Origin of the sequence: Brevibacterium sp. BDJS002 (assembly GCF_028201555.1) — a bacterium.
GTDB classification, from domain to species: Bacteria; Actinomycetota; Actinomycetes; order Actinomycetales; family Brevibacteriaceae; genus Brevibacterium; species Brevibacterium aurantiacum.
On sequence record NZ_CP116392.1, the window covers coordinates 3,091,750 to 3,116,054 of the forward strand.

The 24,305-nt window shown below is 63.9% G+C and carries 21 protein-coding genes; 11 read left to right on the forward strand and 10 right to left on the reverse strand.

Annotation, left to right across the window (positions count from 1 at the left end):
* Positions 1-113 precede the first annotated feature (113 nt).
* Complete coding sequence (locus PGC08_RS14460; protein WP_125240634.1) at positions 114-1,340, reverse strand: globin domain-containing protein; 1,227 nt, start codon at positions 1,338-1,340, stop codon at positions 114-116.
* 503 nt (positions 1,341-1,843) lie between these two features.
* Here PGC08_RS14460 and PGC08_RS14465 point away from each other — a divergent pair.
* From PGC08_RS14465 to PGC08_RS14500, 8 genes are all read left to right on the forward strand, one after another.
* Positions 1,844-3,067, forward strand: a complete 1,224-nt coding sequence (locus tag PGC08_RS14465) for a CpaF family protein (RefSeq protein WP_271708716.1) — start codon at positions 1,844-1,846, stop codon at positions 3,065-3,067.
* Entirely contained in the window at positions 3,064-3,990 is a 927-nt protein-coding gene (locus tag PGC08_RS14470) for a type II secretion system F family protein (RefSeq protein ID WP_271708717.1), read from the forward strand. The genes PGC08_RS14465 and PGC08_RS14470 overlap by 4 nt, the downstream gene beginning before the upstream one ends.
* Entirely contained in the window at positions 3,987-4,925 is a 939-nt protein-coding gene (locus PGC08_RS14475) for a type II secretion system F family protein (protein WP_231442118.1), read from the forward strand. The genes PGC08_RS14470 and PGC08_RS14475 overlap by 4 nt, the downstream gene beginning before the upstream one ends.
* Positions 4,926-4,978: 53 nt before the next feature.
* Positions 4,979-5,212: a hypothetical protein gene (locus tag PGC08_RS14480; RefSeq protein ID WP_096157352.1), complete on the forward strand. Its 234-nt coding sequence runs from the start codon at positions 4,979-4,981 to the stop codon at positions 5,210-5,212.
* 23 nt (positions 5,213-5,235) lie between these two features.
* Positions 5,236-5,658, forward strand: coding sequence for a TadE family protein (locus PGC08_RS14485; RefSeq protein WP_069601402.1), 423 nt, complete (start codon positions 5,236-5,238; stop codon positions 5,656-5,658).
* Positions 5,651-6,145 carry a hypothetical protein gene (locus PGC08_RS14490; protein ID WP_236850460.1) on the forward strand — a complete coding sequence of 165 codons (495 nt, stop codon included), beginning with the start codon at positions 5,651-5,653 and terminating at the stop codon, positions 6,143-6,145. The genes PGC08_RS14485 and PGC08_RS14490 overlap by 8 nt, the downstream gene beginning before the upstream one ends.
* Before the next feature lies 1 nt (position 6,146).
* Positions 6,147-6,584 carry a pilus assembly protein TadG-related protein gene (locus PGC08_RS14495; protein WP_069600652.1) on the forward strand — a complete coding sequence of 146 codons (438 nt, stop codon included), beginning with the start codon at positions 6,147-6,149 and terminating at the stop codon, positions 6,582-6,584.
* A 163-nt stretch (positions 6,585-6,747) separates the two neighbouring features.
* Positions 6,748-10,386: an FtsK/SpoIIIE domain-containing protein gene (locus PGC08_RS14500; protein ID WP_271708718.1), complete on the forward strand. Its 3,639-nt coding sequence runs from the start codon at positions 6,748-6,750 to the stop codon at positions 10,384-10,386.
* Positions 10,387-10,409: 23 nt separating this feature from the next.
* Here the strand turns inward: PGC08_RS14500 and PGC08_RS14505 are convergent, their stop codons facing one another.
* Entirely contained in the window at positions 10,410-11,783 is a 1,374-nt protein-coding gene (locus PGC08_RS14505; RefSeq protein WP_333937927.1) for an amino acid permease, read from the reverse strand.
* A 176-nt stretch (positions 11,784-11,959) separates the two neighbouring features.
* On the reverse strand, positions 11,960-12,961 hold the full coding sequence (locus PGC08_RS14510) for a GNAT family N-acetyltransferase (RefSeq protein ID WP_271708719.1): 1,002 nt from the start codon (positions 12,959-12,961) through the stop codon (positions 11,960-11,962).
* Positions 12,962-13,007: 46 nt separating this feature from the next.
* Between PGC08_RS14510 and PGC08_RS14515 the strand changes: the two genes are divergently transcribed.
* The 3 genes from PGC08_RS14515 to PGC08_RS14525 all read left to right on the forward strand — a co-directional run bounded on the left by PGC08_RS14515 (position 13,008) and on the right by PGC08_RS14525 (position 16,253).
* On the forward strand, positions 13,008-13,817 hold the full coding sequence (locus PGC08_RS14515; RefSeq protein WP_271708720.1) for a purine-nucleoside phosphorylase: 810 nt from the start codon (positions 13,008-13,010) through the stop codon (positions 13,815-13,817).
* A gap of 105 nt (positions 13,818-13,922) precedes the next feature.
* Positions 13,923-15,791, forward strand: a complete 1,869-nt coding sequence (locus PGC08_RS14520) for a phospho-sugar mutase (RefSeq protein ID WP_271708721.1) — start codon at positions 13,923-13,925, stop codon at positions 15,789-15,791.
* A 3-nt stretch (positions 15,792-15,794) separates the two neighbouring features.
* The gene (locus tag PGC08_RS14525; RefSeq protein ID WP_271708722.1) at positions 15,795-16,253 is read left to right on the forward strand and encodes a hypothetical protein; all 459 of its coding nucleotides are present in this window, start codon (positions 15,795-15,797) and stop codon (positions 16,251-16,253) included.
* A gap of 18 nt (positions 16,254-16,271) precedes the next feature.
* Here the strand turns inward: PGC08_RS14525 and PGC08_RS14530 are convergent, their stop codons facing one another.
* From PGC08_RS14530 to PGC08_RS14560, 7 genes are all read right to left on the reverse strand, one after another.
* Positions 16,272-17,342: an alpha/beta hydrolase gene (locus PGC08_RS14530; protein ID WP_271708723.1), complete on the reverse strand. Its 1,071-nt coding sequence runs from the start codon at positions 17,340-17,342 to the stop codon at positions 16,272-16,274.
* 73 nt (positions 17,343-17,415) lie between these two features.
* Positions 17,416-18,069 carry a deoxyribose-phosphate aldolase gene (gene deoC, locus PGC08_RS14535; RefSeq protein ID WP_271708724.1) on the reverse strand — a complete coding sequence of 218 codons (654 nt, stop codon included), beginning with the start codon at positions 18,067-18,069 and terminating at the stop codon, positions 17,416-17,418.
* A gap of 84 nt (positions 18,070-18,153) precedes the next feature.
* The gene (locus PGC08_RS14540; RefSeq protein ID WP_271708725.1) at positions 18,154-19,443 is read right to left on the reverse strand and encodes a thymidine phosphorylase; all 1,290 of its coding nucleotides are present in this window, start codon (positions 19,441-19,443) and stop codon (positions 18,154-18,156) included.
* A gap of 143 nt (positions 19,444-19,586) precedes the next feature.
* Positions 19,587-20,081: a cytidine deaminase gene (locus PGC08_RS14545; protein WP_096146004.1), complete on the reverse strand. Its 495-nt coding sequence runs from the start codon at positions 20,079-20,081 to the stop codon at positions 19,587-19,589.
* A gap of 28 nt (positions 20,082-20,109) precedes the next feature.
* Positions 20,110-21,393 (reverse strand): ABC transporter permease, encoded by a 1,284-nt coding sequence (locus PGC08_RS14550; protein ID WP_009885341.1) that lies wholly within the window; start codon positions 21,391-21,393, stop codon positions 20,110-20,112.
* A gap of 1 nt (position 21,394) precedes the next feature.
* Positions 21,395-22,627, reverse strand: a complete 1,233-nt coding sequence (locus PGC08_RS14555) for an ABC transporter permease (protein WP_009885342.1) — start codon at positions 22,625-22,627, stop codon at positions 21,395-21,397.
* Complete coding sequence (locus PGC08_RS14560; protein ID WP_009885343.1) at positions 22,624-24,249, reverse strand: ABC transporter ATP-binding protein; 1,626 nt, start codon at positions 24,247-24,249, stop codon at positions 22,624-22,626. The genes PGC08_RS14555 and PGC08_RS14560 overlap by 4 nt, the downstream gene beginning before the upstream one ends.
* Positions 24,250-24,305 lie beyond the last annotated feature (56 nt).

A 24,305-nucleotide genomic window follows, 5' to 3' on the forward strand; every position in this document is an offset into this window, starting at 1 on the left:
CGGCCCTCAGGCTTGAATCCTCGCCCTTCAACCCCGCCGTCAACCGGCGCCGAGGTGGCACGACCGATCGTGCCACCTCGGCGTCGGAATGGGGTGTGGTCAGAACCGGAGAATCAGGCCGACACCGGCTCCGCGGCAGCACTCCAGGTATCGGGCCCGAAGACCTCGAAGTGGACGTTGCCGGCGGGGACATCGAGTTCACCGAGCCCACGTCGCACCGCGTTCATGAACGGCGGTGGACCGCACAGGTAAACCTGCGCGCGCAGGTCCACACCAACCTCGGCGAGGTTGATGAAGCCCTCGTGGACGGTGTCGGTGGCCGGGCGAGCACCGAGCTGTTCGTACCAGTGGTGCATCTGCGCGCCAGGCAGCTGGTTGACCAGTTCCGCCATCTCCTGCCTGTGCGCGTGGGAAGCCATCGACTGGTCGGCGTGGAGAACTGTGACCGGGCGGGTTGACTCGGCCTGGACCAGGTGATTGAGCGCCCCGATGATCGGCGTGCAGCCGATTCCGGCCGAAACCAAGAGCAGCGGCTCATCGGCTTCTTCGACGACGAGGTCGCCATAGGGCAGGGAGCAGCGCAGGGTGTCACCTTCGAAGACGTTGTCGTGGATGAAGTTCGAGACCTCTCCGGCAGGAACACCCGACTCGGCACGGCCTGGCTCGGCCTTGATCGTCACAGCCCACGACGTGCGGTTCGAGGTTCTGGTCAGAGAATACTGGCGAATCTGCTGTGCACCATCGGGAAGCGCCACCTGGACGGACAGGTACTGCCCCGGCTGCGCCTCGGGCAGCGCCGCTCCGTCTTCGCGGGCAAGTTCGAGACTGACGGTGGTCGGAGACTGTTGGGTCCGTGCGACCACAACCAGCTCACGCCAGACATCGCCGGGGTCGACCTGGAAGCGGGCGTAGAGCCCCTTCTCCGCTCTGATCAGCGAGTCGGCCATGTCCCAGTAGACCGCCGTCCAGGCGTCGACGACGTCGGAGGTCGCGGCGTCCCCGAGAACCTCGGCGATGGCAGCGAAGAGGTGTTCGTAGACGATGGCGTACTGATCTTCGGTGATCCCTAAGGACGCATGCTTGTTCGAGATCCGGCTCATCATGGCGTCGATGTTCGGCGCATCGTCACTGACCAGAAGCGTCGCATAGGCGGCGATCGCGCCGGCCAGCGCCTTCTGCTGCTCCCCCTGCGCCTGGTTCCCGCGATTGAAGAGGTCACGCTCCAAGTCCGGGCGGGCGGCGAACATGCGCGAATAGAAGATCGGGGTGATCTCGCCGATCGAGGCTCCTACGACCGGCAGGGTCTCGCGGATGACGGAAAGTGCGGGTTGGGAAATCACATCTGCCCCTTTCGCGGCGCAGCGGCACCGCGTGGCTGAAACGGCCGTTCCTGGTCGTCTTTTCGGTTGGACGATTTCGACACTACTACGCTCTGTAGAATACTCTCCACGAGTCCCCGTGGTGAGAAATCTCAAGCCGAAGTGTGGACATGCGTGCGAACCTGGGGCGGCCGACGGTAGAGCGCGGAATGAAAATAGCGTCGCCGGCGGGAGATCAAGTCATCCCGCCGGCGACGCGGCCTGTGGTGCGTGTGATTCGACGTCGATATCACCGCAGCAGTGAGGAAAATCTATACCCGATTGTGTGCTTGCGCAATGTGATGGTTTCGATTTTCTCGAGCCTTCAATGCTCGCGCAAACTACATAATTGGCATTCGCTTTTTGTGCACAGAGTTATCCACAGATTCGAGAAATTGCTGGATTCTTCATTCGACTACATATAGGTTAAAAACAAATCCAGCTGTTAGAAATACGATTCGCATTCTGTCTGCCAGGGGTTCAGCGTGGAAGCCACCGAGGTCATCAAGAGCGAAGTTCACAAGAGGATCAGAGACCTCGATGTGGATCCTCGTGCCGATATGCAACGCTCGCGCGAGGTCATTCGCACCGTCATCTCCGAGTACGACGAGCGCAGTCTGGTCGCGGATCTTCCGCCTCTTGAGGACAAGGAAGCGACTTTCCGGACTATCGACAATCAGCTCTCCGGGTTCGGTGCGCTGCAGGACTATTTCGATGATCCCCGAGTCGAGGAGATCTGGGTCAACTCCCCCAGCGAAGTCTTCATCGCCATCGATGGCCTTCACCAACTGACGACGACGAAACTCACCGCAGGTGAACTCGATGACCTGATCGAAAGAATGCTGCGCACCTCGGGGCGACGAGTCGACCTGTCACAACCATTTGTCGATGCGATGTTACCGGACGGCTCCCGACTCCACGTCGTCCTGCCCGACATTACCCGCTCCTATCCTGCTGTGAACATTCGCAAGTTCATTCAGCGCCCGCGCAATCTGGCTGGTCTCGTCGCCCAGGGCTCGCTGACCCCGCCAGCGGCCCGCTTCCTCGATGCCGCCGTTGCCAGCGGTGCGAACATCTTGGTCTCCGGCGCGACCCAGGCCGGCAAAACGACCATGCTCAACGCGCTGGCAGGTTCCATTCCGGCTCGTGAACGAATCATCTCCTGCGAGGAGGTGTTCGAACTCAACCTGCCCAGCCGAGACTGGGTTCCGATGCAATGCCGCCAGCCCTCGCTGGAAGGCACGGGCGAGGTCACGCTGCGGTCCCTGGTCAAGGAAGCTCTGCGGATGCGACCGACGCGCATCATCGTCGGCGAGGTTCGAGAGGCCGAGAGCCTCGACCTGCTCGTGGCCTTGAATTCCGGTTTACCCGGGGCAGGCACGATTCACGCGAACTCCGCCCGGGCTGCGATCACGAAGATCTGCACCCTGCCCCTTCTGGCCGGGGCGAACATCTCTTCGTCGTTCGTCGTTCCCACTGTGGCGGTGAGCATCGACGTCGTCGTCCACCTCCGGCGTGACTCGAACGGGACTCGCCTCGTCAGCGAAATCTGCGCAGTCCCCGGCGGCGTCGAAGGTGACATCGTCGAACTCGACACCATCTTCCATTCGCCGCAGGGACAGCTGGTGCGCGGACAGGGATTCGGCCACCTCGGCGAACGATTCGCCGCCATCGGCAAGGATCTCCATTCCATGCTGGAAGCCGCATGAGCTATTCCCAATACAGTCTTCTCATCGGCGCGTGCTTCGGCGCCGGTCTCTTCCTCCTGTGGATGTCGCTGTGGCAGAGACAGTCGAAGCGAAGGGTGCAGCGACGATGGGTACGCGAACTCGACGACATGCTCACCGGGGCCGGCTTCCCACGACTGCACCCCAGCCACCTGGTTCTCATCTCCATTGCCGTCTTCATCGTCGTTGTCGTCGTCGCCACTGTACTCACCGGCTCATGGGCCATCGCCTTGTGCTTCGGGGCATTCGCCTCCTGGCTGCCGCACAGATTGCTCCAACATCGCGCCCGGAGCAAGCAGGTGATGCGCCGCGAGCTGTGGCCCGAGACCCTCGACCACCTCAATTCCGGTGTGCGTGCCGGCCTGTCCCTGCCTGAGGCCCTGAGTTCTCTGGCCCACCGTGGACCCGAACCGCTGCGTCCTCTGTTCGAGGTCTTCGCTGAGGAATACCGGGCCAGTGGTTCCTTCGCCATCGCCCTCGAACGCTTCCGACAAGTCAGCGCCGACCCTGTGGCCGACCGGATCGTCGTCGCACTCAGCGTGACCAGGCAGGTCGGCGGAAGCGACCTCGGCACGATGCTGCGAGCACTCGCCCAATTCGTCAGGGACGATGCCCGCACCCGCAATGAACTCTCCGCCCGCCAGCAGTGGACCGTCAACGGTGCCAGGCTGGCGGTGGCCGCTCCCTGGGTGGTGCTCGCCTTCCTCTCGACCCGACCAGAGACGGCGGTTGCCTACAACTCCCAGACCGGACTGCTCCTCCTGGCCGCCGGATTCGTGGTCTCACTGCTGGCGTATCAGGCGATGAAACGCATCGGCAGGCTCCCCCAGGAACCGCGCGTCATCGAAGGATCTTCACTGTCGTCGTCGTTCCACCGCCCGGTCGAGGGCAGTGAAGCCGCGTGAGCGCGCTGAGCGATCCGCTGACGATCCTTGCCCTCGGGGCCTTCAACGGGTTCGCACTCTGCGTCTTCGTCCTCTCCCTGCCTCCGCTGCGCCGGCCGACTCTGTCGTCTCGAATCGCCCCATACCTGCGTGATCAGGAGTCGCTGGTCGACATCTATGCGCCGCCGACACCGCGCACGGAAGGCTTGCTGGGGCTGCTCAAAACCGCCACGTTCGGCGCCACCATGTGGGTGACATCCCGGATCACCACCGACGCCACATTGAACCTGCGAATCAACCGTCTCGGCGGGGGTGCATCTCTGGAGCGTTTCCGGATCAATCAGATTCTGAGCATTCTGGCAGGCATGATCGCCGCCGGGTGCGTGGCCGGGCTGCTATCGGCACAACGCGGCTTCTCCCCTGTGGTCACAATCGTGCTCATCATCAGCGGCGGCATCGCCGGGCACATCGCCAATGACTGGCGCCTGAGCCAGGCCATTGCTCGTCACGAATCCCGAGTCCTGGCAGAGTTCCCCACCATCGCCGAACTCCTCGCGCTGTCCATCACCGCTGGTGAGGGAATCGTCGAAGCTCTCGAACGAGTCTGCCGCACCTGTTCAGGCGATTTGGTCGACGAACTGCGCGGCGCACTGGCCACAACCAGGACCGGAACGCCGCTTGTCGATGCGCTCGATTCGATGGCCACCAGGATCGCCATTCCCGAGATCGTGCAGTTCGTCGACGGACTGGCCGTGTCGATGACACGCGGAACTCCCTTGGCCGAAGTCCTTCGTGCTCAAGCCGCCGATGTGCGAGAGCAGTCGCGTCGTCGTCTGCTCGAACTGTCGGGAAAGAAGGAGATCGGCATGTTGGTTCCGGTGGTCGTCTTCGTACTTCCGGTGACCGTCATCTTCGCCGTCTTCCCCTCGCTCACGGTCCTTGATCTGAGCCCCTGACCTGCCACCCGATCATCAACCTGCCACCGATCACCCCGGAAGAAGGAGACACCATGTTCCACCATCTGATGAACCGATTCACCGTGTTCGTCATCGGCCTCTCAACCGATGCCCCCGATCGCCGAGGCGAGCGCCGAGAGGAGAGACCGGACCGCGGTGACGTTCCCGGTTGGGTCCTCATCACTTTGATGACGGCAGGGTTGGTCGTCGCGCTGTGGGCATTGGCCGGAGAAGCCTTCACCTCGATGTTCCAGGACGCGATGAACAAGGTTCGGGGCGCCGGGTGATCCATCGGAGGCGTGGTGTCGACGTGGACGCGGAGGCCGAGGACTACGATGTTGACCGCGAAGCCGGGGCCGACTCCGGTTCTGCGATCGCCGAGTTCGCGCTCATCGGGTCACTCCTGGCCCTCGTCTTAGCCGGGACTCTGCAGATCGGTCTGGTCATCCACGTCCGCAACACAGTCATCGATTCGGCCATCGCCGGTGCCCGCCAAGCCAGCCTCGCCGATCAGTCGAATGCCGACGGGAAACGTCTCGCCTCCGAACTCATCACCGTGTCCGTGGGCGAGCGCTATGCCCAGTCGATCACCGTCACCACAGCCCGGCACGGCCCAGACGATGTCGTCGAGGTTCGTGTCCGGACTCCGTTGCCCGTCCTCGGACTGTGGGGTCCCGCCGAGGTGTGGGATCTGAGCGGACGGTCGGTCGTTGAGGACGTCGATCGTGACTGAGTCTGATCTTGCTGTGCCCGAGGAGCACCGCGACTCGGTGTCGGAGGAGCGACCCGATCCAGTATCGAAGGAACGCCTCGATTCGGGTACGGCCGTCATCGAGTTCATCTTCGCGTCCATCGTTCTGCTCATCCCGGTCGTCTATCTCATGCTCGCCATCTCTCAGCTGCAGGCTGCCAGCTATGCGACCACGTCGACCGCGATCTCGGCCTCCCGGATCGCGGCCCGCGATGCCGACCCGTCCGAACGCCGAGCCCACCAGGTCGCCGACATGCATTTCACCGATTTCGGACTCACCGGGGTTCCCATCACTATTGACTACTCATGTTCTGGGCCCTGTGGACAAGCAGGCTCCCTCATCACCGCGCGGGTCGAGACGAAGGTGTCGCTGCCCGGGTTCCCGCTCCTCTTCGGCACCAAACATTCCCCACACATCACTCTTCGGGCCTCCCACACCGATGTCGTCGCCACGGCAGGTGGAGACTGAGATGCCGCGCAGACACCGGTCCCGCGTCGACGACGGGTCCATCACCCCATTGGCCATCGGCTTCGTCGTCATCGCCTTGCTCTTGGCCTTCCTCATCGCGGCGCTGACGGACCTGCATATGACTCGCCGCGAGCTGCAGAGCGTGGCGGACTCTGCAGCGCTGGCCGCCTCCGACTCATTCGAACCGGCTCCCGGCGGCGAACCTGGGCTCGTGTTCTCACCCCCTGCGGCGAAACGGGCCGCCAGCCGCTACATTGACGCCGTTCCCACGCCGCAGGGGCTGCACAATGTGGAGCTCAGCGCCGATGCGGACGGGCAGCATTCGGTTGTCATCCGCCTGCGCGCCGACTACACCCCTGCATTGCTGTCACGGTTCGTCCCCGATCTCATCGAACTCCAAGCCACCGCCTATGCTCGCGGTTCGCTGCGCATATCGTGATGGTCGCTCAACGACTCTGATGCGGACACCCCGGCGACTCTGCCGTATTCTCCTGTGGGCATTTCCCCCACTTGTGAGCGAAGAACCTGTGGGCACAGAACCGCCGTCCACAGGGAGATGAGGCGCACTTGGCCCGCCCGTTGAACCACGTGATCCTGAAACCATGAACACGCTCGGTCTGATTCATCGCATCGATGCCAACGCCAACATTCGCACCGATGTGATCGAAGCAGACTCTGAGCAGCCCGTCCTCGAGGTGCTTCGCTCCGTCATTGGTCCCGTCCTGACCTTGACTGACCTGCTCGCGGGCAACCGACTGCCCGCAGAATCCGACAACCCAGATGACTTGGTGAAGACCATGGCCTGGGGGCGGTGGCAGTCGCTGAACCCGGTCACCGTCCTCGGAACCTCGTCCCTCGATCGAGGATCCGGATCTGCCCTGGTCTCGGTGCTCGCCGGACCCGATTCGGGCTTTACGATCGGAATCGATCCCCGGACTCCCCTGCTCAGCCGCATCTCCCACCCCGAGAGCCTGACCATCGTCGACCCGTGTCTGTCCCGCCAACCGGCACGACTCGAGTTGGGGCCGGCCAGGGAGCAGACGTTCTCAGCTCTGGGCACCACTATCTTCTCGCCCATCTCCCCCACTATCTCCCATTCCCGCAGACCTCCCCCGGATACTAGCCGGACCCGAATGTTCGCCGGCTCTGGGCGTGAACCCACGCATGTGGCACCTGAGTCAGTTGATGACCCACGCCCAGCGAAGCCTCCCCAGTGGTGGGCATTCCTCATTCCCATCGCCATCGGAGGTGTGCTCGCAGTCGTCACCGGAATGTGGTGGTTCCTCCTCTTCAGCGTGTCCGCACCCATCTCCGGCTATGTCGCCTATGTCATGGAGAAGCGTCGATATGCACGCGACTGCGCCCAATGCGTCCTCGACAGGCGGGCGGCGCTCGAGACGGCTCGGCGCAGGCTGTCCACAGTGGTCGACGACCACAGGCGCCTCCTGCAGACCGGTTCGGGACTATGCCTCGGCTTCGGGGCTGCCCGCAGCCCCATCACGATCGCCGATGAACTCCGCGAGGGCACCGAACATCTCGATGGGACGGTCATCATCGACGAGGTGCCGCTTCGCATCGACCCCACCACCACCTCGGTGACGGTTACCGGCGATAGCGAACAGCTGCGTCGCATGGCTCTGTCCTGGCTGAGCGAGCCCACCTATGACTGGCTGCCGTGTCCCGATCTGCTTCGGCTGCCCGAGCTGCAGGGCAGCGGCTTCGACCACGGCGACGGCACCGAGTCGAGGATCGGCGTGGTCCTGTCCGAACAGGCCACGTCGGCGAGACTTCTGCTGCAAGCACCGTCTCCCATCGCATCGATCTCTCTGTCACTGGGCAGCCTGGCACAGGCACGCACCGACGATTCCTCGGCTGCAGATGGTCCAGCGCCGGGCAGAACCCTCGTTGCCTCCCTCATGCCACCTGGGCGGTTCCTCGCTCTCGGGCACCGGCAGGCGACGGACGGCAACGTCGAACGGCTGCCGAATCATGGCCTCGGCGATCTCTACGACGATGCACCGCAGGTCATTCGTCAGCGCTGGGCGCACACTGCACCTGGTCCCGTGCGGATTGGGCGCGGACGAGATGGGGACATCGCTCTCGACCTCTTCAACGACGGACCTCACGCGCTCGTGGCTGGAACGACAGGCAGCGGGAAGTCGATTCTGCTTCAGACCTGGCTGCTGGCAATGGCTCTGGAACACCCACCGTCGCGGCTGGTGTTCGTTCTCATCGATTTCAAGGGCGGTGCGACTTTCGCCCCGTTGGAGGAGCTGCCGCATACCGACAGCGTCCTCGACGACTTCGATTCCGCGGCTGCCTTCCGCGCATTGGTCTCCGTCCGTGCTGAGATCACCCGCCGCGAGCGGCTCCTGGCCGACCACGGGTGTTCCGATGTCCTCGAACTCGACGATCCTCCGTCGAGGTTGGTCGTCGTCATTGATGAGTTCCACGCCCTCATGGCGACCCACCCGAAGGCGGCAGATCTGCTGGAGCACCTGACAGCCCTGGGACGGTCGCTGGGAGTGCATCTCATCCTCGCGACTCAACGGCCGCTCGGCGTCGTCACCGGACAGATGAAGGCCAACATCAACATTCGGATGTGCCTGCGCGTGCGAGAGGATGCGGACTCCTTCGACGTCATCGGCGTCAACGACGCTGCCCTTCTGCCACCGGACACCCCAGGCGCAGCATGCCTCGATACGGGTTCGTCGATCGTGGAGTTTCGGGTCGCCGTTCCCACCTCCGCTTCCTCTGCTGCCGGTGTTCGTCAGCGGCCCCGACTCCGCCCGTGGGAACCCGGCCGAGGCCTTCCCACCCAGCACAGCGTCAACGGCATCCATATCGGCAACCTTGAGCAGGCATATCGTAAGTCACCTGCCGAGACACAGCCATCGCCTCAACGGCATCGTTCGGTCGTCCTGCCGCCCCTGCCCGATGCTGAGGATATCCCTGTGCTGCTCTCAGCGTGGACCGATGGGTCCGGCTCAACTGAGAGCGATCCAGAGGTGAATGGGACAGGGTCCGAGACAGTGACTGGAACGGTAACCGGAATCGTTGACATTCCCAGTCACCAGAAGCAGAGCGCCTGGTCATACTCCCCTGCCGTTGATGGTTCGACCATCGTCGTCGGCACCGACGCGGACGTCGTCTCAACAGTGCTGAGGCGCATGGCAGCCAGTGCCGCCCTGACTCACCGGGTCGTGGCTTTGGGGCGCATCGCGAAGTCCTTGGACTGGGCCGAGATCGCCTGTGGGATGGACACCGGTTGGCGCTTTCACGCGATCCTCGACCATCTGCACCGAGGCTCTGCCGACGAACGCGTGCCGGCAACGATCGTGGTGTGCAGCAATTGGAACGAGTTCATCGACTCTCTGGACCATCAGATGGCTGCCGAGACGGAGCGTCTGCTCAAACATGGCTCCGGGTTGGGGCTGACGTTTCTGCTGGGCGGGTGCCGAACGTCGACGAGCACGAGCGCCGCTTTCACCTCTCAGGTGATCTTCCCACCCAGTGCAGGAGGTGATGGGCTCAGCGTCGGACTGTCCAGGCAGCGATTCGTCGGGACGTGGCCGGAATACAGGGCAGTCCTCGTCGGTCCCAGCGCGCACGAAGCAGGTGGTGACGGCGCCGATGTGCAGTTGGTGCCGGACCTCGCAGCTGTAGGCGACGACATATGTGGCAGCGTCGAACCCCGTTGGCGTGGACTCACGGCAGCACCGGAGCACGCAACTGCGCCACTGGATCCGACGGGGACCTGGATTCCGCTCGGACTCGACCCCTTCGGGAAACTCGTCGCGTGGGACCCAGCGCGTGACGGAGAGGTTCTCAGCGTCCGCGGATCACCGCAGAGCGGAAAGAGCGAGACCGCAGCCATGCTCCAGGAGACGTGCTCTGACGCAGCAGCGGCCAACATCCAGTTGCTCACGGTCCATGACGATGCGCATTTGGAAGCCAACCCGGACGCCTTCGATCTCCTCGACGGCGGACTGCATGTGGTCACGATGCCGGTGCGGTTCACCCCCGGCTACGGTTCCCCGTTGGCCAAGGCACAAGGACTGGGGCCGACGCTGATCATCGGCGTCCACAGTCGGCAGGACCTCAGCAATCTGGGCCTGCTCAGACTGCCACCACTCGACGGAGATCCCGGGACCGCGTGGTACGTCACCGAAGGCAGGGCGCAGGCCGTGAGGCTCTTCTCAGCGGAGGGATCCGCCGATGTCACGGTGAGGTCTGCCTGACCGATCGCGTTTCGAGCTGACGATCAGTCAGTACTCTCGTTGTGCCTGCCCGCGGCCAGTGGCTCGGTGTGGTCGATGAGCTGGTAGGGTCGGCGCCCCTCACCCCGAACGAAGGCGAAGTAGCACAGCCACAGCGCCCCGACCCAGAGCAGACCTACCCACAGCGCCGGACGGGAATCGGGCACGATTCCGACCATGACGATGACGAAGAGGATGAATGCCACCGTCGCCCAGGACCCCACAGGCCACAGCGGCATCGGGAACTCACTGCGCAGTCGGTTCTCCTGCACCAGCACCCGCTTCATCCGAAGATGAGCTGCGAGGATGACCAGCCACACCAGCACCGTGGCGAACGTCGCCAATGCGCCGAGCAGGAACAGGGCCTGGTCGGGGTAGAGGTAGTTGAGGAGCACGCCGACCAGCAGGGCCGCAATCATCGTGATCACAGTCATCACCGGCACTCCGTTGCGGGTGGTGTGGGCGAAGGAACGCGGTGCCTGTCCCTGTTCCGCCAGACCATGGAGCATCCGACCGGCCCCGAAGATATCGGCATTGATGGCCGAGAGTGCGGCTGTGATGAGCACAACCTGGAGGATGGCGGCTGCTGCGTTGAAACCGACGGAGTCGAAGATCGCGACGAAGGGGCTGATCTCCGAGGTGATTTGGTTCCAGGGCAGGATGCACATGATCACGCCGAGGGTGAGCACGTAGAAGAGCAGGATGCGCACCGGCACCGTGTTGATGGCGGCCGGCAGCACCTTCTTCGGGTTCTGCGCCTCGCCGGCGGTGACTCCGATGATCTCGATGCCGCCGAATGCGAACATCACGATCGTGAATGATGACAGGAACCCCCAAAGTCCGTGCGGGAACGCTCCCCCGTGGTCGAACAATGCACGCGGGCCCATCTGATCGTGGTCGGCGATGCCGAAGCCGAAGATGATGATGGCCACGCCGGCCGCAATGAGGGCGATGATCGCGACGATTTTGATGAGCGCGAACCAGAATTCCAGCTCACCGAAGACCTTGACACCGATCATGTTGATTGCGGCGATGAAGAGCACGACGGCCAGCACCCAGATCCAGCGCGGTACTCCAGGGAACCAGAAGCCCATGTACACGCCGACGGCGGTGGCGTCGAAGACGGCGACAAGAATCATCTCGAAGACGAAGGTCCAGCCGACGAGGAAACCGGCGAATGGATGGAGATAGTGCGATGCGAACTGGCCGAAGGATCCCGAGACGGGATGACGGACCAGCATTTCGCCCAGCGCACGCATCACCATGAAGACGGCGGCACCGCCGATGATGTAGGCCAGCAGCACGGACGGACCTGCGGCTTGGATCGACTCCGAGGACCCCATGAACAACCCCGTGCCGATGGCCGAGCCCAAGGCCATGAAGCGGATGTGCCGGGCGGTCAGTCCCCTGCGCAGGCCCACATTCTCTGTGTGATTGTCATGGGAGATCGCCTCGCTGCTCCCACTGTCAGCCGAAGACACAGGTGTCCTACTTTCTCTCAAATTCTCCCGCCAAGCCTGGCCCAGTCATTGTGAACCCTCGGGGCAACGTCGGCTCAGTGAGCGTCGGCGGGCGGTCCCGTGAGAGTTTCGTAGCGGTAGAGTTCCGTGGCCTGGCCGGCTTCGGCGAGTCGATCGGCGAGCGCGGAGACCACCGGCATGCCGCTCGTGACCTCCAGGACGACGTCGGCATCGACGGAGAGGCGGGCAAGGAGAAGCTCGGCGTCGGCGATCGCGGCCCTGAACAGGTCACTTGAGGTGTCGGCGGCCTCCTCGCGGGTTTCGAACATCGACCCGATGATGAGTTCGGTCGGTGCTTCCTCATCATCATCAGGGGCCGGCATTGCATCGGTGATCTCGACGCCTGACTGATCTGCTTCCCGTGCGTAGGAGACGGCGAAGGCGCTGAGGCCTGAGTCTTCGGCGGCACCGGCTTCACCGTTGAGCAGAGCGGCACCGTGGGCACCCGCTGCTTCGGAGAGGAACGCATTGTTGACCTGACCGATCGTCAGTGGACCGACGGCGTCGTCCTTGTTCACGGCCGTGTACCAGGTGAGGAAGGCCTTCGTGAGTTTGACCGATCCGGTGGCCACGATCTCGAGGTCCTCGGCGCGTCCGCCACCGCTGGGCGGTAGTGCACCGGCGGCGACCTTGATCACCCGTGTCGTCGTCAACGGTGTGAAGCCCAGTGCCTTGGCGAAGCCTTCACCCGAGCTGCCGGCTTCCACTCGTGCACGCAGGTCAAGGCCCTCCAAGGCGGTCCCCGCAGTTTCAGCGCAGGCGGCTTCGAAGAGTTCCCGACCCTGACCGTGGCCCTGTTCCTCGCCCGCGACCTCGACATTGACCCACGCCCGGTAGGGGTGAAGGGGGGATTCGGCGATCGCTGCGGCACCAACGGGAACCTCAGGGACCACCTCGGCGATGACAGATCGCAGCAAGGGGGAATCCGAGGAGGGACGGAACAGGGACCTGGCCATGTGGGCGGCCGGTGTCGCAGCGTCGGCGAGCACCTCGTTCAACCGCAGGTCGTCACCATCGGTCAGGTCTCTGATCGGCATTGTGTGCGCTCCTTGAACGGGTCGAGAACTTGATAATCTTGGCGTCATGACTGACTTAAGCGATCCTACCGCCGCCGCCCGCGCCGCGGCCACGACCATCAACTCCAAAGCCGGCATCGAGGCCCATGACATTGCTCTCGTTCTCGGCTCGGGGTGGGGCGGAGCAGCGGAGCTCCTCGGCGAGACGATCAGCGAAATCTCGGCCGCGGACGTCCCCGGCTTCCACGCACCCGCCGTCGAAGGCCACGGCGCCACCCTGCGCACGATTCGGATCGAGGCCAGCGGCAAGCACGCTCTCGTCCTCGGTTCCCGCACCCACTACTACGAAGGCAAGGGCGTGCGCGCCGTCGCCCACGGAGTCCGCACCGCCGCTGCCGCCGGATGCGAGAGCCTCGTACTCACCAACGGCTGCGGTGGCCTCAACCGCAATTGGGCTGCCGGCACCCCGGTCCTCATCTCCGACCACCTCAACCTCACCGGCACCTCCCCCATCGAAGGTGCGAACTTCGTCGACCTCACCGACCTGTACTCCCCACGCATGCGTGCCATCGCCAAGGAGATCGACCCCAGCCTCGACGAAGGCGTCTACGCACAGTTCCGCGGGCCCCACTACGAAACTCCCGCCGAGGTGCGCATGGCCGGGGTCCTCGGCGCGGACCTCGTTGGAATGTCCACTTCGTTGGAGGCCATCGCCGCACGTCAGGCCGGTCTGGAACTCATGGGCATCTCTCTGGTGACGAACCTGGCAGCCGGCATCCAGGAGACCCCGCTCTCCCATGCCGAGGTCATCGAGGCCGGCGTCGCCGCCGCCCCGCGGATCTCGCGGCTGCTCGCCGACATCGTGTCGAAGCTCTGAGCGACGTCTGCCGCGCTGAGTGAACCGACCAGCACTCCCCCGACCTGACAGCACACCTGTCTCCACCCGCATTCCCCTCACCGACCGCACTGGACTAGGACAGACATGACTGAAGTAGCCGATCGCTTCACCAACGGCTTCGACGCCGACATCGTCGAGGCGTGGATTGCTGATGACCCCGATCAGAAGACAGCGAACACGTTGAAAAGCATCCTTGGTGCGGCGAAGGCCGGTGATGCGGCGGCGATAGCCGACCTCGAGGATCGTTTCGCAGGACCCCTGGCCTTCGGCACCGCAGGCCTGCGTGGAGAGATCGCGGCCGGACCCAACCGGATGAATCGTGCTGTCGTCATCCGGGCCGCAGCAGGTCTCTCCCGTTTCCTTCTGAACGCGGTGGGCGAGGGTTTCACTGTCGTCATCGGCTGCGATGCCCGCTACATGTCCTCAGACTTCGTGACCGACACAGCCGCCGTCGTCACGGCCGCCGGCGGAACGGCCATCCAGCTGCCCGATCAGCTGCCGACACCGCTGCTGGCGTTCGCGTTGTCTCATCTGCAGGCCGACGCCGGAGTCATGGTCACTGCCAGTCACAACCCGCCCGCGGACAACGGCTACAAGGTCTACCTCGGTCAGCGTCCGCTGCTCGCGATCGAGTCCGACGCCGGTGCTGCCGAGGCAGGTGCCGGCGCGCAGATCGTCAGTCCCGCCGATGCTCTCATCGCCGAGCAGATCGCTGCCGTCGAATCTGTGGCCTCGGTGCCTCGTGCCGAATCCGGGTGGGAACATCTCGATGAGACGATTGTCGAGACCTACCTGGCTCGCATCGGTGCCCTGGGTGTGCATTCGAGCGCCGACCTGACCATCGTGCACACCTCCTTGCACGGTGTCGGAGCCTCCGTCGCTGAGGCGGTCCTGGCCCGCACTGGGTTCACGAACGTGCATCCTGTGCCCTCGCAACAGGCACCCGACCCGGACTTCCCGACGGTCACGTTCCCGAACCCCGAAGAGGCTGGCGCCCTGGATGAGTCATATTCCTTGGCCAGGGAGGTCGGCGCTGAGCTCATCATCGCCAACGACCCGGATGCCGACAGGTTCTCGGCCGCCATCCCGGATACCTCGTTGGCAACCGGTTTCCGGCAGCTCTCCGGCGACGAGGTTGGTCTCCTCCTCGGTGAGGACATCGCGACTCGCCTGACCCAGGGCACTCATCATTCGAAGCAGCAGGTGGCCGATGACTCTGCAGGAGTGGGCGACGCTGCCGATGTTTCCTCTCCGGTGTTCGCGAACTCGATCGTCTCCTCCCGGGGTCTGGCTGCCGCCGCCGAAAGTCATGGATTCACCGCGACCAACACCCTCACGGGTTTCAAGTGGATCTCCCGTGTCCCCGATCTGGTCTTCGGCTACGAGGAGGCCTTGGGCTACTGCGTCGACCCGGGTGCGGTCAGGGATAAGGATGGAATCTCTGCTGCCGTGACCTTTGCGGCCCTGGTCTCACGCCTCAAAGAGGCGGGTTCGAGCATCGATGCCGAACTCGATCGGATCCGCAGCCGCGACGGATACTTCGCAACGGCTCCGCTGAGCTTCCGCCTCGACGACGTCACCCTCATCGCAGCAGCCATGTCGAAGCTGCGGGAGAACCCGCCGGCGACGTTGGCCGGCTCCCCAGTCACCGAGGTTCATGATCTGTCGCAGGGTTATGACGGTCTGCCTCCCACCGATGGCATTCTGCTGCTCTCCGCGGCGAACTCACGCGTGATCGTCCGTCCTTCGGGTACCGAACCGAAGCTCAAATGCTATCTCGAGGTCGTCGCGGATCCTGAAGGACTTGCAGCCGCTGCCGCCGCCGATCAGCGCGCGGTCGCTGCTGCAGGGCTGAGGGTCACGACCGCCTCGGCGAGTGCGGCACTCCAGCCTGCGCTCAAGGAGCGGCTGACAAGCATCAGCACCGAACTCAAGACCTTCTTCGGGCTCTGATCCATGACTGACCACGATTTTCCGGCCGATCCGGAGATCGAAAGTATCCTGGCAGAGCGCCTCGGCGGCCTGGGTGCGAAGTCAACGGTCTTCGGTGCGGGAGGCTACGGTGCCAAGTGGTCCGCCAAGCGGCTGAAGACGGAGACTGCCCAGGAGGTGATCGAGGTTGCGCCGGCTGAACAGCGTCGTATTCTCGCTGAATTGGCAGCTGGCACCTCCAGCGCAGCGTGGTCCTTCGACCGACTCGATTCGCGCGACGATGCGGTGGTGACGCTTCGCGGCGTCGTCGGCTCAGGAGTCGGATCATTGAACCCGGCCTATGTGATCATCATCGTCGACGTCCTGACTTCGACGATCGGCATCGCCGCTCACGCCAAAGAAGGTCTGATCAAACAGCGAACAGCGCAGAAGGCCGTGGCCAAGGTACGCTCGTCGCTCGGGTTGCAACGAGATCAGCGCTGACGTCGATCAGCGCCAAGCTCAAGGACTTCTTTGAGCTCTGAGGATCTCGATGAACCGATCGGGTATCTCACCGTGCACATTGTGGCCCGACTCGACCCGGATCAGTTCGATGTTCTCATTCAGTGAGGTGATCTGCTGAGCGTCGACATCGTCGATGGCACCCTGCAGAATCCCGTCCGAACCGTACTCCCAGTCCGCATGGATCAGAGTGGTTGGTGCCGTGATACTGCGCAGCGTGTCCTCATGATCGAAGCCTTCATCCCAACTTCCGGTGAAGAAGGCGTCACCGAAACGCGGGTCGTATGTCAGCAATGATCGCTGCATGTCGTTCCAGCCGGAGGGCATGAAGAACATGGTGATCGGATGGTTCGGATGCTTCGCGTGCTGCCTCAGTCCCGAGCGGATGATTCGCTTTCTGCCCTCGCCGAAGAAGGTCCAGAGCCGTTGGTGGGCAAAACTGTAGGCAGCCCAGTCTGTCTCTTCGGACTCAAGGAAGTCATGGCAGGTCGTCGCCAGGTCGACCCAGTTCCACGTCTGCTTCGCTCGTGGCAGCAGAGTGGTGAAGAGAGGCGGATCCTCCAACACCACGGCGCTGATGAGGTCGGGGCGATGACCCGCCAGCCAGGCCGCAAGCTGGCCTCCCGAGGAATGTCCAGAGACCACGACGGGTTGGCCGATCACTGACTCAATGAAGGTGGCGAGGTCATGTCCGATGGCCGTTGCAGAATACTTCTCCGGGGCTCGCGCGGAATCTCCATGCCCATGGACATCAACAGCGAAGACACTGAAATCGTGGACGAGAGCCGGCAGAACGGGGGCGTAGCTGCGCCAGTCGACTCCCTGACCGTGGATCAACAACAGCGGCGGCCCGGTACTCTTCGGCCCCGAGGCGTAGTTCAGTCGCGTCCCGTTGACGTCAACAGAGTTCTCGCGGAATCCTGCCGCCCGAGTTCGCCGTTGAGCCAGGACATGGGCTTTCAGGTTTCTGATCGCCCACATGCCGACGGTGGCTCCGGCGACCGCGAACACCCCGGCGACAGCAGCCGCCCCGTATCCTATTCTGCGTTTGACGACGCTGCTTGTCTGCATCAACTCACCACTTCGGTCTGATGTGCTGTTGGAATCGTGGAGCCAGTGCTGCTGGGGCGTTCCCCTGCAAGTCTCAGTCGCTGAGCCCGTCGAGAATGACCTTCGATCCCGACAGTCCGAGACGCGAGGCTCCTGCAGCGATCATCTCTTCTGCAGCGTCGACGGTGCGGATTCCGCCTGAGGCTTTGACGCCGAGGCGGTCGCCCACGGTTTCGCGCATCAGTGAGACCGCGTGCGCACTGGCTCCGCCTGCGGGATGGAAGCCTGTGGAGGTCTTGACGAAGCCTGCCCCTGCAGCCTCGGCGCGGCGACTGGCTTCGACGATCTGGTCGTCGCTGAGCGCTGCGGATTCGATGATGACCTTGACCAGGGCGCTGCCGCTGGCGTCGACGACTCCGCGGATATCGGCCTCCAGCGCGTCGAAGTCACCAGCAATGGCCTGACCGATGTTGATGACCATATCGACTTCGTCGGCACCATCGGAGACGGCCTGGGCAGCCTCGGCGGCCTTGATCTCAGGCTTGACCTGACCGCTGGGGAAACCGACGACCGTGGCGACTACCAGCTCGCCGGGATCGGTGACGGGAAGCATCGACGGGGACACGCAGATCGCGAGCACACCCAGTTCCTTCGCCTCGGTTACGAGTGCCTCCACATCGGCAGGGGTGGCTTCGGGCTTGAGCAGTGTGTGGTCGATGATCGCTGCGACTTCGGCTCTGCTGGTCATGGTTGTCCTCCAAGGTCGATGGTGCTGTGTGAGTTTGGGCTGCGTGAGTTGGTACTGCGGTGATGCAATGCGCGTGACGGCGACTCAGGTGATCTTCTCGAGCACGATCGTCTCGGAGACCGCGCTGAGGTCGCCTCCGATCTCGACAGCACCCTCGAGGGATTCGATCGAGCGGGCGAAGCGCTCGGGTGTGGCCGTGTGCAGGGTCATCAGCGGCTGGCCTTCGGCAACGGTGTCGCCGGGCTTGGCATGGAGTTCGATGCCGGCCACGTCCTGGACCGGGTCCTCCTTACGCGCCCGTCCGGCACCGAGGCGCCAGGAGGCGACTCCCACGGACAGAGCATCGAGCCGACTGAGGATGCCGGAGGCGGGAGCAGTGATGACTTCGGTGTTCTCGGCGACGGGCAGCGCGGCTTCGGGGTCACCGTTCTGGGACCGGATCATCTTCTTCCACACGTCCATGGCCCGACCGTCACCCAGGGCCGCACGCACATCGATGTCGGTCTTGCCTGCCAGACGCAGCATCTCCTCGGCCAGCGCCACGGTCAGGTCAACGACGTCGGAGGGGCCGCCGCCGGCGAGGACCTCGACGGACTCACGGACCTCGAGTGCGTTGCCGACTGTGAGCCCCAGCGGGGTGGACATGTCGGTCAGCAGCGCCGAGGTCTTGACCCCGGCCGACTGGCCCAGGTCGACCATGGTCCGCGCCAGCTTCTGCGCCTTGGGCAGGTCCTTCATGAAGGCCCCGGATCCCACCTTGACGTCGAGGACGAGACCCTGGGTGCCCTCCGCGATCTTCTTCGACATGATCGATGAGGCGATGAGCGGAATGCAGTCGACCGTCGAGGTGGTGTCGCGCAGTGCGTAGAGCTTCTTGTCCGCAGGAGCTAAGCCGGAGCCTGCGGCGCAGATGACCGCACCGAGGTCCTCGAGCTGGTCGAGGATGGCCTCATTGCTCAGACCCGCCTGCCAGCCGGGAATGGACTCGAGCTTGTCCAGTGTTCCCCCGGTATGGCCGAGGCCGCGACCCGAGAGCTGTGGGACGGCGACGTCGAAGACGGCGACGAGTGGGGCCAGAGGCAGGGTGATCTTGTCCCCGACTCCGCCTGTCGAATGCTTGTCCGAGGTCGGGCGTGACAGGGCTGAGAAGTCCATCCGCTCGCCCGAGGCGATCATCGCCTGCGTCCAGTCCGCGATCTCGCGAGGTTCCATGTCGTTGATGAAGATCGCCATGGCCAGTGCGGCCATCTGCTCATCGGCGACGACACCGCGAGTGTAGGCATCGATCACCCATTCGATCTGTTCTCTGCTCAGGGTGCGGCCATCGCGTTTGGCGGCGATGACGTCGACGGCATCGAATGCCTCTACGCTCACAGTGTCAGTCCTTCACTCTCGGGGTGGTCCGGTTCGCAGCATGCAGTCGTGCTCGGGAAGTGACCGCTGTGGCGGTCACCGGTGGTCACCATTGATCGCCGAGGTGGCGCTGGGCCGGCGGGGCCACCTCGGCGATATCGGGGTCAGTGCTTGGCGGAGCCGGTGCCCTGCGCATCGGGATTCAGATGGTCTGGGCCGAATGCTTCGGGCAGCACCGCCGACATGGGTGCTCTGCCGCTGGGCATGTTGAGCACCATCTCGGTGCCGCCGTGTTCGAACAGGAGTTGGCGGCAGCGTCCGCATGGGGCCAGGGTCGCCCCCGCTCCGTCGACGCAGTCGAATGCCACGATTCGGCCGCCGCCGGACATGAACAGGTCGGAGACGAGTGAGCATTCGGCGCACAGCGTCACCCCGAACGAGGCATTCTCGATATTCGCGCCGCTGACGATGCGGCCGTCATCGACGAGGGCGGCCGCACCCACGGGGTAGGACGAATACGGGACGTAGGCGAAACGCATCGCCCGCATCGCCTCATCGCGCAGCAGCGACCAGGTGTCCTCGCTCAGGTCGGCGACCGAGGCGGGTGTGGGTTCCACGCTCCACACGTGTTCAGAGGCTTCGACATCTGCAGAAGTCATAGGGGGATACCTCTCTCTTGGGGTTGGATTATTTCACGTACGGCACGCCTTCGGCCGCCGGTGGGCGGACCCGGCCGACGAAACCGGCGACGGCGAGAACCGTGACGATATAGGGAAGCATGAGCAGCAGCTCGTTGGCTACCGGTGTTCCGATGGACTGCAGGGTGTTGCCCAGGCTCTTGGAGAAACCGAACAGCAGGGCGGCCAGCAGAGCGCCCTTCGGGTTCCATTTGCCCAGGATCATCGCGGCCAGCGCAATGTATCCCTGGCCGGCCGACATCTCCTTACCGAAGGCCAGGCCCGATCCGACGGTGAAGAAGGCACCGCCGAGTCCTGCGATGGCACCGGCCATGAGGGTGTTGCGTACGCGGGTGAAGTTGACCTTGATGCCCACGGTGTCGGCTGCCTTCGGGTGCTCACCCACGGCCCGCATCCGCAGGCCCCACTTCGAGCGGAACACGAAGATCTGGAGGGCGATGACGACGACGTACATGATGTAGACGAGGATGTTCTGGTCAAAGAGCACCCGCCCCAGGACGGGGATGTCTGAGAGCAGCGGGACCGGCAGGTTGGGCAGCTGCTGCCGCGCGTTCCACAGACCGGGGTTCTCCGACAGCACCGTCGAGTAGAGGAAGCTGGTCACACCGACGACGAGCACGTTGAGGACGACGCCGATGATGATCTGGTTGACCCAGTACTTCACTGCGAAGAATGTCAGGACAACGGCCACGAGAGCACCGGCGATCGGTGCCGCCAGGAGTCCCGCGTAGGGGTTCTTGGCCACTGATGCGACGACCGCGGCGAGGAAGGCACCCGCCAGGAGCTGACCTTCGATGGCGATGTTGATGATGCCGGAGCGTTCACCGACGAGACCGCACATGGCGCCGAAGATCAGCGGCACCGACAGTGCCAGGGCACCGGCCAGCAGCGTCGTCAGCGGGATCACTCCGCCGCTGCCGCCACCGGCCCACGCGAGGAAGGACACGACGAAGAGGATGCCGAAGACCATCGGGAACCACGAGTCGAGGGCGACTCGCTTCGTCGCGAAGTAGATCGAGGCTGCGGCCATCACGACGAGGATCAGTGACAGCACGAGTCCGGCGACGGTTGAGGAGACGACCACATCGGGGATCGCGAACAGGTCTCCGCTCGTAGCGATTCTGAACGTCGTCTCTCCGTCTCGGCCGATGATGCCGAAGAAGACGAGGGACACGACGGCCAGGATCGTATAGACGATCGGGAACTTCCACGAGATCGGGGTCAGTGACTTGGACTGGGACGCGGGCTGTGCCGCAACGGTCTGAGCAGTCATGTCAGGCCTCCTTCCGCTTGAGCACCGGTGTGGGCAACCGGAAGATCGACCTCACCAGCGGTGGGGCCGCAATGAGCAGAACAATGACGGACTGGACGACCAGAACGATGTCGATGGGCGTACCGGTCTGTGACTGCATGAGATAGCCGCCGGCCTTGAATGCGCCGAAGAGCAGTCCGGCCATGAAGGTGCCCCAGGGTTTCGATCGGCCCAGCAGAGCCACCGTGATGGCGTCGAAGCCGATGGATCCGCTGATGCCGCCGGTCAGTTTGCCCTCTGTGCCAAGCACTTGGGCGGCTCCGCCGAGACCGGCCAGAGCACCGGCGACGACCATGACGAGGATCGTCACCTTCGACACGGAGATGCCGGCGGTGCGGGCCGCGTGCGGGTTGGCGCCGACGGCCTTGAATTCGAACCCGATCGTTGACCGTTCGAGCAGCCACCATACGAAGATCGTCGCCAGGATGGCCAGAATGAACCCGAAGTGCAGCCGGAACGGCGGCGGCAACATGAGGAACATCTCCGAGGTGTCGTCGATCGCTCGGGACTGCGGGTTCGCCGAGGTGGTGTGCGTGAACCAGCTCTGCTTGAGCAGGTAGCCCAGCAGATAGCCCGCGATGGAGTTGAGCATGATCGTCACGATCACCTCGTTGGCTCCGGTACGTGCCTTGAGCACACCGGCGATGCCTGCCCAGATTGCTCCGCCGATGATGCCGCCGATGGCTGCGATGAGCATGTGCACGATGGGCGGGAGGTGGAGGGCGTAGCCGAGGAATCCGGCGATGGTGGCGCCGAGGATGACCTGGCCCTGACCGCCGATGTTGAATAGACCGCAGCGGAAGGCCATGGCGATGCCGAGTCCGGTGAGGATGAGCGGGGTTCCGCTGACCAGGGATTCGGTCAGGGGGCGAATAGCGCGTTCGGGAGTGCGGGCGTTCCAGTCGAAGATCGATCCGCGAAACAGCGCCGAATAGGCTTCGCCGACGGTGGAGAACAGGGTGGAGAAGAAGGCTCCTGGCGCGCCGAGGAAGTTCTGTGCCGCTGCGACGACTTCGGCGTTGGACACGGCGATGAGCACACCGCCGAGGAGGAGGGCGACCACGATGGACAGCACCGAGACCAACCATGACCCGGACAGGATCTCCTGCAGCAGGTTCTGTTCCTTGCCCGGCTCTGCCTCGGCGGTCGGTGGTGGTGCCGGCGATGGCGCTGCCGGTGATATGTCAGTCGTCATTTGTTCTCCTCCGCCGAGGTGGTGGCCGAGTTCTCGTCAGTTGCCGCGGTGGCGGCAGGGTCGTCAGCCGCCGAGGTGGTGGCCGAATCGTTCTCTGGTGTCGCGGTGGCGGCAAATGCTTCGTCGGCCGGGACTCCGGCCATCATCAGGCCCAGGGCCTCGCGGGAGGTGTTCGCGCCGACGATTCCGACGATGCGACCCGAATACATGACGGCGATCCGATCGGCGAGACCATAGACCTCGTCGAGTTCGGTCGAGACGATGAGGCACGGGGTGCCGGCATCGCGTTCTGCGATGACACGTTTGTGGACGAACTCGATCGAACCGACGTCGAGGCCGCGGGTGGGTTGGCTGGCGATGAACAGGCGCAGCTCGCGGCCGAGTTCGCGGGAGAGCACGACCTTCTGCTGGTTGCCTCCGGAGAGCGTGGCGATCGGGTCGACGACGCTGCCGAGACGGATGTCGAATTCCTCGACCTTCTGCTTCGCGGCTTCCGTGATGACCGAGGTTTTGAGGTTGAGCCCCTTCGCGTACGGCGGACGGTCGTAGACGTCGAGGATCATGTTCTCGCGGATCGCGAACTCGGCGATGATTCCATCGGTCGAACGATCCTCGGGAACGAAGCCGATACCCGCGCCGAGGCGGTCCTTCACCGATTGCCCGACCAGGTTCTTCCCGTCGAGAGTCACCGTGCCCAGACGCGGTTCGCTCAGGCCGATGATGGTTTCGGCCAGCTCTGTCTGTCCGTTGCCCTGGACACCGGCGACTGCGAGGATCTCGCCGCGGCGGACGTCGAAGCTGACGTCGTCGACGACGACATTGTCTGCCTTGTCGACGACGGTGAGGTTGCGGACCTGGAAGGTCGCGTCACCGGGATCGGCTGCGTCCTTCTCTGTCGTCAGCGACACGGCACGGCCGACCATCTGGCTGGCCAGCTCCGCCTCGGTGGATTCTGGGGAGGCAACGCCTGTGATCTTGCCGCGGCGGATGACCGTAATGGAGTCGGCGATCGCGCGGACCTCACGGAGTTTGTGGGTGATGAAGACGATCGAGGTGCCCTGCTCCTTGAGCTGGCGCATGATCGAGATCAGCTCGTCGGTCTCCTGCGGGGTGAGCACCGCAGTGGGCTCGTCGAGGATGAGGATCTTCGCGTCCCGAGACAGAGCCTTGATGATCTCGACTCGCTGCTGGGCACCGACGGGGAGATCTTCGATGAGAGCATCAGGGTCGATGTTGAAGTTGAAGCGAGAGGAGATCTCGGTGACCTTCTTGCGCGCTTCGGCGAGGTCGATGAGTCCCAGGGACTTCGTCGGCTCATAGCCCAACGCCACGGATTCGGCGACGGTGAACACGGGCACGAGCATGAAATGCTGGTGGACCATGCCGATACCGGCGGCCACTGCGTCCCCCGGCCCGGCGAAGGTCACAGGCTTGTCGTCGAGGAGGATCTCTCCCCCGTCGGCGTCGTAGAGTCCGTAGAGGACGTTCATCATGGTGGATTTTCCAGCGCCGTTCTCACCCAACAGAGCATGGATCTCGCCCGGTTCGATGGTGAGATCGATGTGGTCGTTGGCCACGAACGATCCGAACACCTTGGTCATCCCGCGAAGCTCGAGTTTCACTGCTTCCGGTACTCCTCACAAATTCGAAAACTGCAGGGCCGAGAATTCTCGACCCT

Coding starts and splice junctions, on each gene's coding strand:
- PGC08_RS14505 (WP_333937927.1), bottom strand. CDS start 11,783: ATGGCCTTGGGCTCGGCCATCGGCACGGGGTTGTTCATGGGGTCCTCG.
- PGC08_RS14500 (WP_271708718.1), top strand. CDS start 6,748: ATGAACACGCTCGGTCTGATTCATCGCATCGATGCCAACGCCAACATT.
- PGC08_RS14555 (WP_009885342.1), bottom strand. CDS start 22,627: ATGACGACTGACATATCACCGGCAGCGCCATCGCCGGCACCACCACCG.
- PGC08_RS14470 (WP_271708717.1), top strand. CDS start 3,064: ATGAGCTATTCCCAATACAGTCTTCTCATCGGCGCGTGCTTCGGCGCC.
- deoC (WP_271708724.1), bottom strand. CDS start 18,069: ATGACCAGCAGAGCCGAAGTCGCAGCGATCATCGACCACACACTGCTC.
- PGC08_RS14510 (WP_271708719.1), bottom strand. CDS start 12,961: ATGCCGATCAGAGACCTGACCGATGGTGACGACCTGCGGTTGAACGAG.
- PGC08_RS14515 (WP_271708720.1), top strand. CDS start 13,008: ATGACTGACTTAAGCGATCCTACCGCCGCCGCCCGCGCCGCGGCCACG.
- PGC08_RS14495 (WP_069600652.1), top strand. CDS start 6,147: ATGCCGCGCAGACACCGGTCCCGCGTCGACGACGGGTCCATCACCCCA.
- PGC08_RS14525 (WP_271708722.1), top strand. CDS start 15,795: ATGACTGACCACGATTTTCCGGCCGATCCGGAGATCGAAAGTATCCTG.
- PGC08_RS14550 (WP_009885341.1), bottom strand. CDS start 21,393: ATGACTGCTCAGACCGTTGCGGCACAGCCCGCGTCCCAGTCCAAGTCA.
- PGC08_RS14480 (WP_096157352.1), top strand. CDS start 4,979: ATGTTCCACCATCTGATGAACCGATTCACCGTGTTCGTCATCGGCCTC.
- PGC08_RS14530 (WP_271708723.1), bottom strand. CDS start 17,342: ATGCAGACAAGCAGCGTCGTCAAACGCAGAATAGGATACGGGGCGGCT.
- PGC08_RS14545 (WP_096146004.1), bottom strand. CDS start 20,081: ATGACTTCTGCAGATGTCGAAGCCTCTGAACACGTGTGGAGCGTGGAA.
- PGC08_RS14520 (WP_271708721.1), top strand. CDS start 13,923: ATGACTGAAGTAGCCGATCGCTTCACCAACGGCTTCGACGCCGACATC.